9 protein-coding genes and 1 pseudogene are annotated in these 5,131 nt (G+C 71.5%); 2 read left to right on the top strand and 8 right to left on the bottom strand.

Annotated elements, in window-relative coordinates; genetic code table 11:
• Nucleotides 1-810: 810 nt before the first annotated feature.
• Nucleotides 811-960 (top strand): annotated as a pseudogene (locus Ae717Ps2_RS37055) (IS5/IS1182 family transposase); the annotation flags it as partial.
• 285 nt (nt 961-1,245) lie between these two features.
• Here Ae717Ps2_RS37055 and Ae717Ps2_RS37905 read toward each other — a convergent pair.
• The 5 genes from Ae717Ps2_RS37905 to Ae717Ps2_RS34330 all read right to left on the bottom strand — a co-directional run bounded on the left by Ae717Ps2_RS37905 (nt 1,246) and on the right by Ae717Ps2_RS34330 (nt 3,358).
• Nucleotides 1,246-1,419: a hypothetical protein gene (locus tag Ae717Ps2_RS37905; RefSeq protein ID WP_158071645.1), complete on the bottom strand. Its 174-nt coding sequence runs from the start codon at nt 1,417-1,419 to the stop codon at nt 1,246-1,248.
• A gap of 47 nt (nt 1,420-1,466) precedes the next feature.
• Complete coding sequence (locus Ae717Ps2_RS34345; RefSeq protein ID WP_198932386.1) at nt 1,467-1,868, bottom strand: RRQRL motif-containing zinc-binding protein; 402 nt, start codon at nt 1,866-1,868, stop codon at nt 1,467-1,469.
• A complete protein-coding gene (locus tag Ae717Ps2_RS37900; RefSeq protein ID WP_158071644.1) occupies nt 1,865-2,032 on the bottom strand; it encodes a hypothetical protein in 168 nt (55 codons plus the stop codon). The genes Ae717Ps2_RS34345 and Ae717Ps2_RS37900 overlap by 4 nt, the downstream gene beginning before the upstream one ends.
• Nucleotides 2,033-2,678: 646 nt before the next feature.
• Nucleotides 2,679-2,933 (bottom strand): hypothetical protein, encoded by a 255-nt coding sequence (locus tag Ae717Ps2_RS34335; RefSeq protein ID WP_075334947.1) that lies wholly within the window; start codon nt 2,931-2,933, stop codon nt 2,679-2,681.
• A complete protein-coding gene (locus tag Ae717Ps2_RS34330; RefSeq protein ID WP_075334946.1) occupies nt 2,933-3,358 on the bottom strand; it encodes a hypothetical protein in 426 nt (141 codons plus the stop codon). The genes Ae717Ps2_RS34335 and Ae717Ps2_RS34330 overlap by 1 nt, the downstream gene beginning before the upstream one ends.
• Before the next feature lie 132 nt (nt 3,359-3,490).
• On the opposite strand from Ae717Ps2_RS34330, the gene Ae717Ps2_RS37050 reads away from it, so the two are divergent.
• Nucleotides 3,491-3,670, top strand: coding sequence for a hypothetical protein (locus Ae717Ps2_RS37050; RefSeq protein ID WP_144276125.1), 180 nt, complete (start codon nt 3,491-3,493; stop codon nt 3,668-3,670).
• A gap of 75 nt (nt 3,671-3,745) precedes the next feature.
• On the opposite strand, the gene Ae717Ps2_RS37045 is transcribed toward Ae717Ps2_RS37050, so the two are convergent.
• From Ae717Ps2_RS37045 to Ae717Ps2_RS39770, 3 genes are all read right to left on the bottom strand, one after another.
• Nucleotides 3,746-3,970 (bottom strand): hypothetical protein, encoded by a 225-nt coding sequence (locus tag Ae717Ps2_RS37045; protein WP_144276124.1) that lies wholly within the window; start codon nt 3,968-3,970, stop codon nt 3,746-3,748.
• Between the two features lie 208 nt (nt 3,971-4,178).
• Entirely contained in the window at nt 4,179-4,616 is a 438-nt protein-coding gene (locus tag Ae717Ps2_RS37895) for a hypothetical protein (RefSeq protein WP_158071642.1), read from the bottom strand.
• 244 nt (nt 4,617-4,860) lie between these two features.
• Nucleotides 4,861-5,131: hypothetical protein (locus Ae717Ps2_RS39770; RefSeq protein ID WP_233147896.1), on the bottom strand; the 271-nt coding region annotated here is incomplete at its 5' end.

The following is a 5,131-nucleotide window of genomic DNA, read 5'->3' as shown; positions in this document are numbered from 1 at the left end:
GCCGGTGTACCTCGCCCCACCACACTCGCCGTGGGAACGCGGCAGCAACGAGAACCTCAACCGCATCGTCCGCGAGTACTTCCCGAAAGGCACGGACATCACCTCGGACCCAAATACCTGGCGATGGTGGCTTGCGACATCAACGACCGACCCCGTAAAATCCACAACTGGAAGAAGCCCTCCGAGATATTCGCCGAACTCGTTGAGCTAGATGCTTCAACCGCCTGAATTCGCCCACAACTCGGATACGTTCGATACACCGCCGCGCCGACAGCCCGCGGCACGCTGCGGATCTGTAGCGTGCCGCGGGCTGCACCGTGGCGGAGAACCGCGGGCGATCTCGACGCCGGCGACGTGTCCGGGCATGCCGGACCTCGGCCGCCGCCCATCGATCACTCCACACCCGGCCGCGGTGAGCTACCCAGCCAGGCCACCGTCATCAACATCGACGGGAAGCGCCGCAGTACCACCACTCGTACCTCGGCCCCGCGGGTTCGGCTACTCGAATTCTTCCTCGGTGGACCGCCACGCCACCCGGCCGTGCCCACAGCCACGATTCGTACTTCGTCGATCTCGACGTCGTCGACGCCCTCGATCGCGACCGGGATCGCTGCCTCCACCGTCGGATAGATCGTCGTGAACGCCGCGGCTGGTAGCCAGCCTTTTTCAACCTGACCGAGGACCCGCCGCGAAGCGGCGGCAGGGCCCCGTCGGCAGCGGCCAGATCCCCGATGATGCAGGTCAGGCCGCCGCGCGGTCGCGGTCCGGGGAGCCCACTCGACGGCTTGACCAGCACAAACGCCAGGTTGAAAAAGGCTCACTGCCCATGCCGAGGCCATGATCCAGTTCGCGATGATCCGGCTGATGGCCGCCCGCCTGGCCGGCGAGGAACTCGCCCCACCGACCAGCCCGGTCGAGATCGAAGCCGCCCGCCGGCTAGCAGAGGACCTCAAGAACTGATCGCCCAGGTTCCACAACACGCTCTCAGGGGGAGCTGGCTGATGTAGTCGATCCAGGCCCGGGCGTGATCGCCCTCGGGGCTGAAACGGGTCAGCGGGTGCTCTGAGTAGGCGAGGGCGGCCAGGCAGCGGTGCGCGGCGACCCGGGCGGCCGGATCGGTCCCGCGCCACCGCCAGGTCCTGAACAGGTCGTGTACCAGCCCTGCCGCCTCGATGAGGGTTCGTCCCTGCGGGGTCGTCGCGCCGTAGTTGGTGACCGCGTCGAGCAGCAGGAAGTGGACGTTGCTCAGGTCCTCGGGTGGTCGACCTGTAGAAGTCGGGTCTGGCCGCCGAGTGCGTCGAGGACCGTGGTCCGGGTGTCGGGCGTGCGCCGACGTCCGAGCAGTCGTGCAAATCCGTTTTCCATGATGCTGCCTTTCTTGATTGCGGAAATGTTGGCGTGTGTGTTCGTGCTGTTCATCGGTGCTCCTCGGGTTGGTGGGCGGGGGGTGGCGCTGGGCTGGTCGGTCAGGCGGCCGTGGGGGTGGCGGTGCAGGGGGAGGCGCACTCCAGGCAGGAGCCGATCGAGCGGGGGATGCAGTAGCCGGCGTCGAGCCGGCAGATCGGGCAGCGCCGTCGTGCGGCCAGGGCCCGGTCCAGCGCTGCGAGCTGAGCCGGGGACGGGACCCGCTTCGGCCCCAGTTCGGCGGGATCCCACAGCAGCGCCCACCGGCGTCCGCGGCGGCACACGACCTGCGCGACCGGGGCGGCTCCGCAGGGTGCCAGTCCGGCGGCACGCATCTGGCGGCGGGTCATCAGCCCGGCCGGAGCGGCGCGCCACCGCCAGGTCGGGAGCCCGTCCTGCAGCCACGCCGTCGGCTGCCAGCCCCACCGCTCGGTCATGACTCCGGCCCCCCGTCGCGCGCTCATCGCTGCTGCCCGGCACCGGCGAGAGCGGCGTCCCACTGGCCGTGGCCGGCCTTGGTGACCAGTCCGAGGTCGGCCAGCGCGCTGAGGGCCTTCGACGCCGCCGACGTGGTGACCTCGGCCGCCCCGGCGATCGCGCCGGTGGCGCGCTGCGCCGCGCACGGCACGGTCGAGCACGGCGCGCTGGGTGCCCGAGAGGGCGTCGAGGTCGGCGGGCACCGCGCCGAGGACGGGAAGCGAACCCCGGACGGGCATGGGGATGATGTTGTCCCCGGTCAGCGCCGCGGGCACGGTGATCTGCGCCGGGTCGGCGAACACCGAGGAGACCGGGGAGCCCGGGGTGCTCGGCGTGGCCGGTGTGCCGCCGGGTGCGGGGTGGCCGGCCGCCTGCCGCCAGGCAGCGAGGCGGGCCAGCTGCTCGGTGAGCGCGTCGTCCTCGTCGACCGGGACCGGGCGGTGCGGCGCCATCGCGAGCTCGGAGTCCGAATCGAGGTGGCCGAGTCGAGACCCTCGGCGTGGCGGGCCATGTCGGGGCCCAGGCCACCCGCAGCATGGCCAGCCGCCCGGCGCCGGCGGAGAAGGCGTACCCGCCGCCGGTGGGCAGGACCGACGGGCTGATCTCCAGCCCGGCGACCACGGCGCGCTCGGACTTGTTGCTGTTGCGGAAGGCGAACAGGTTGCGGTTGGCGAGGTAGCCGCGCAGCGGGGACCGGTTGCCGTAGTCGGCCAGCAGCAGCGACTGGGTCCCGACGAGCAGGCCGATGCCGTACTTGCGCCCGATGCGCACCAGGCGCTCCAGGCGCTCGGCGAACTTCACCGAGACCAGCAGCGGGTCGCTGACCAGGCGCTGCAGCTCGTCGAGGATCCACTGCACGCCGGGGAAGGCGGGGCAGGGGTGGATCTCGCGGGCCGAGGGCTGGCGGGGTCGGTCTTGGCGACGGGCCGCCCGTCGGTGCCGATGGTCAGGGTGGCCTTGACCATCGAGCGCACCTCCAGCAGCACCTCCAGCGCGGTGAGCTGGGCCAGGACGCCCTCGGGGCCGGCGGCCGACCAGTGCGCGACCTTCATCAGCAGCGGGGGGACCCGCCCTCGGGGTCACCGTCGCCGAACATCAGGTGCCAGCTCCCGGAGCTGAGCAGGCCCATACCGACCGATTCGAGGAACGCCGACTTCCCCGAGCCGGGCTCCCCGGTGGCCAGGCCGTTGCGGGCGCCGGCACGGTCCGCAGCGGTGTAGGTGGCGGTGTCGTCGCCGTCGGCGAACGCCCCGATCTCGACGCGGCCGTCGTGGTAGACGGGGCCGGTGTAGGGCACACCGTCGGCGAGCACGTCCCGCGTGATCACGGTCAGGTCGAACATCGACTCGTCGACGTCGCTGGGCTCCAGCACGATGCGCGAGCTGGGGCGCTGCAGCCCCGAGGCGATCCGGCCCCGCAGCGCATGGGCGGTGTCGAAGCTGGTCGAGCCCGGCACGGTGGCGACGGTGAAACGCACCGCCGCCGGCAGGACCTGCGGCTCGACGAGCTGGAGTCCGGGATCGGACCGCGCTCAGCTGCGATGCGCTCCTCCCACCGCTGAACCATCTCCGCGATCTCCACCCGGCTCGTACCGGCGGCGGAGGCGGCCGTGCCCCGGGACCAGCGCGCGGCCTGGGCAGCCGCGTCCGGGCCGGGCTGGGGTACGGCGTGCGCGGCCTGCCAGCGCGAGCACAGCCCGATCGCCCCCAGCACCAGGACCGCCATCGCGGTCCACGACGCGGGCGAAAACAGCGAGACCACCCCGACCACGCGGCCGCGGCGGTGGTGACGATCGCGAACCGGCGGTGGTGACCACCCAGCTGGCGGCGCCAGCCGATCGCGACCGCCGCGCCGGCCGCGCCGGTCACCCGACCGCGACCGGTGCGGCCAGGATCGCGGCGGCGTCGGCCCCCAGACGCAGCAGCTCGTGCAGGCCCCAGCCGACCCAGCCCAGAACAGCGACCCCGCCGACGGCGAGGAACGGCGCCCGCCGAGCCCGGACCCCCTGCTCGATCCGCGCCTCACGCACCAGGTGCTCACGCAGCGCCGCATCACCACGACGAGCCACCGTCCCCACTGACCGGCGCACCAGTTCTGATCCGGGCTTTGAGCTGCTAGGCGTGACGCTCATGCGAGTGCGCTCCTCCAGGTAGAAGAACCTTGCAAATCGTGCATCGACTGACGCAACGGTAGGCGTCCAGGGGAAATCTGGCAATCCTTGCGTTTTGGCTTGGTGCCCCTGCTCCGCCACGCCGCGGATGTCCATCCTGTTGCTGGAGGCAGGGGCTGTTGTCGGGCTAGGAGGCGGTGCCCACGTAGGTGCCGTTGACGGTTCCGGCGATGGTGTCGTCGCTGAGGAGCTGGTCCTGGTGGGCGATGTGGCGGTCGAAGTGCTCACCGGCGCTCGTGGCGGTGCCGGCGGCGGTCTGGAAGCTCTCCAGCATCTGGCTGAGCTGGGCGATCGGCTCGCCGGCCACCCCGCGGCCCTCCAGGGCCGCGATGCTCTGCTCGATCTGCTGTGCGGCGTTCTCGGCGAGGGTGCGCATGGAATCGGCGAAGCGCTTCGCGGCGTGCGGGTCGAGGGTCTCGCCGCTGGCCATGTCGGTGGTGCTGGTGGTCATGGTGGGTGCCTCCGTGTTGAGGGTGTCGCCCCGGCCGGGGCTGGCCGGGGTGGTCTGGGGGTCCTGGATGATCTCCGCGTCGAGGACCTCCGCATCGCCGGCGTCAACCGCCACGACGTCGTCTCTCTCGTCCTGGCGGCCGCCGGCCATGAGGTGAGCGGCGGGCGAGGGGTGTGCGGCTCGTCGACGATCTCGGCGTCGATGATCTCGTCGAGGTCGAGGTCGAGGTCGAGGTCGAGGTCGAGGTCGTCTGCCTCGGAGTGGTCGGCGGGGTCGTCGCGGGTGACCTGGGTGGGGGTCGACGTGGTGGACCTCGTGCACCTGCGTCACTCGCACGTCGATCGGTTCGCGGTGGTCCTCATGCGAGCCCGGGTCCGCAGCCCGGCCAGCCTGGTCGCCCGCGGGCGCCGGTCGCGTAATTGCGGGTGCCAGCGGTTTCATATTCGTCGTCGTTATTGCTGGCAGAATTTTCGTGCTGCTCCGGGGTGCTTTCTGCGCCGCGGGCCGCCGGTCCGGTGGGGTCGGGTTCGCTGGTGGGGTTGTCGTTGTTGGTTCCGGTGGCGTCGGTCGGTTCGTGGTCGACGATGTGGACCTTCTGCGTGTGCTCGCTCGGGGACGTCCCGCTCGTC

It is taken from the genome of Pseudonocardia sp. Ae717_Ps2 (genome assembly GCF_001932475.1).
In the GTDB taxonomy this organism is placed as follows: domain Bacteria; phylum Actinomycetota; class Actinomycetes; order Mycobacteriales; family Pseudonocardiaceae; genus Pseudonocardia.
The sequence above is the reverse complement of the archived record's forward strand: the minus strand, read 5'-3'. Positions and strand labels throughout refer to the sequence as shown.

Excerpts from the sequence above, each read along its gene's own strand:
- Ae717Ps2_RS34335 (WP_075334947.1), bottom strand. The coding sequence starts at position 2,933 with ATGAAGGTCGCGCACTGGTCGGCCGCCGGCCCCGAGGGCGTCCTGGCC.
- Ae717Ps2_RS34345 (WP_198932386.1), bottom strand. The coding sequence starts at position 1,868 with ATGAGCGCGCGACGGGGGGCCGGAGTCATGACCGAGCGGTGGGGCTGG.
- Ae717Ps2_RS37905 (WP_158071645.1), bottom strand. The coding sequence starts at position 1,419 with ATGAACAGCACGAACACACACGCCAACATTTCCGCAATCAAGAAAGGC.